We start from the raw sequence: 1,912 nt of genomic DNA on the forward strand, positions 1-1,912 counted from the left end.
AGTGCCGGCGGGAGCAACCATTTACATGGTGGTCTCTTCGGCGATGCGCATCGCCACCCAAGAGGTGATGTTCAAGACGGGGATGGTGGCGCCCGTGGCCGTCGAACGCGAGATCGGCTCGGGCAAGCAGGACAAGCCACCCCCGTCGAAGCCGGAGCCCAAGCCGGCGAAGAAGCGCTCGACCGCCACGGACGGGACGGCGCTGGCCAAGGGAACGGTGCCACCGCAGAAGGCGGACACCAACGGACGGCCCAATACGGACGCGAACGGGCGGAAGCCGGGGGCGGGCAAGCGGCCCGCCAACGGGAAGGGAACGGCCGCGGAGCAACCGCCGGCCGCCAAGCCCCAGAACCGATCGCGATCGAAGCGGGCCAGAAAGGCACGCTAGGACGTGGAGTGGGTTGAGGTAGCTGGCAAGACCATCGAAGAGGCGACCGAGCAGGCGCTCGAACAGCTGGGGGTCGGTCCCGACGACGCCGAGGTCGTCGTGGTCAACGAGCCCAAGATGGGCCTCTTCGGCCGCGTCCGGGTCGAGGCCCGGGTCCGCGCCCGGGTGCGCCCGGTCGGTGCCCGGCCCAAGCGGGAGCGCTCCCGCCGGGCCGGTCGGTCCCGCCAGGGCGAGCGGCCGCGGAGCGGCTCCTCCTCCGGCTCGAGCTCGAGGTCGTCGGGTGGGGGCCGGGCCGCGGCCGGCAACGGCAGCGCGGAGGCCCAGAGGACGCCCTCGACCAGCGGAGCCGGCAACGGCTCGTCCGGCCGCAGCGGTGATGAGGGCTCGGGTCCGGCTGACCCGGGCCGCGGGCAGGGCACCGGCAACAGCCGCTCGGCCCGCCGCCGCCGCAACCGCTCCCGGGCCGCCACCGCGGGAGCGGGCGCCACGACCGGCGGCGAGATGCGTGAAGGGTCGCGGAACGGCTCCACCCGGGAACCGTCCCACGAGAAGGCTCCGTCGCGGAGCACCGAAGGTAAGGAGACAGTCGACATGGCCGACGGAATGACGCTCGAGGAACAGGGCGAGATAGGACGGACGTTCCTCGCCGGTCTGCTGGCCGAGTACGGGGTCGAGGCCTCTGTCGAGACACGCCTCCTCGACGAGGAGACCGTCGAGATCGCGGCCACCGGTGATGACAAGGACCTCGGCATGCTCGTCGGGCCCCGCGGCTCGACGCTCGCCGCTCTCCAGGACCTCACCCGGGCCGTCGTCCAGCGCCAGTGCCCCTCGCGCACCGACCGCATCCTCGTCGACGTCGCCGGCTACCGGGAGCGTCGCTCGGCCGCCCTCAAGCGCTTCAGCGTCCAGATCGCCGAGGAGGTCATCTCCTCGGGCCACGAGAAGGCGCTCGAGGCGATGAGCCCGGCCGACCGCAAGGCGGTCCACGACGCCATCAACGAGATGGACGGCGTCGTCACCCGCTCCGAGGGCGAGGACCCCAGCCGCCACGTCGTCATCGCCCCGGCGTCCTGACCCGTCGGTGCCCGGCACCGACCCCTCCGCCGCCACTCCCCCTCCCCTCCCCGACCCCTCTCGGCCCACTCGGCCCACCGAGTCCTCCGACCTCGCAGAGCCCGCTCACCCCCCCGAACTCCGCCGGATCCTCGGGGAGGCCCGGGCCGCCGGCTTCCTCGGTCCCGGCCCTGTCGACACCCACCTCCGCCACGCCGAGGGCTTCGTCGCCGTCTGCCGCCGCCTCTGGCCTGACGGCCCCACCCCGCCGGTCCTCCTGGACCTGGGTTCGGGGGGCGGACTCCCCGGCCTCGTCGTCGCCACCCGCTGGCCAGAGGCCACCCTGGTCCTCCTCGACGCTCAGGGCCGGCGAACGGCCTTCCTGAGCGACGCGGTCCGGCGACTGGGCCTCGGGACCCGGGTCTCGGTCCGCCAGGACCGGGCCGAGGCGGCCGGTCGTGACCCCCTTCT

Annotated in this window: 3 protein-coding genes; all 3 read left to right on the forward strand. The window is 73.7% G+C overall.

Going from position 1 to position 1,912, the window contains the following annotated elements; translation table 11 throughout:
- Nucleotides 1-388 (forward strand): hypothetical protein (locus VH112_01850; GenBank protein ID HEX4538959.1); only part of this gene is annotated, 388 nt, incomplete at its 5' end.
- 3 nt (nucleotides 389-391) lie between these two features.
- Complete coding sequence (gene jag / locus VH112_01855) at nucleotides 392-1,462, forward strand: RNA-binding cell elongation regulator Jag/EloR (GenBank protein HEX4538960.1); 1,071 nt, start codon at nucleotides 392-394, stop codon at nucleotides 1,460-1,462.
- 7 nt (nucleotides 1,463-1,469) lie between these two features.
- The coding region (locus VH112_01860; GenBank protein ID HEX4538961.1) for an RsmG family class I SAM-dependent methyltransferase at nucleotides 1,470-1,912 on the forward strand (443 nt) is incomplete at its 3' end.

It is taken from the genome of Acidimicrobiales bacterium (genome assembly GCA_036270875.1).
In the GTDB taxonomy this organism is placed as follows: Bacteria; Actinomycetota; Acidimicrobiia; order Acidimicrobiales; family AC-9; genus AC-9.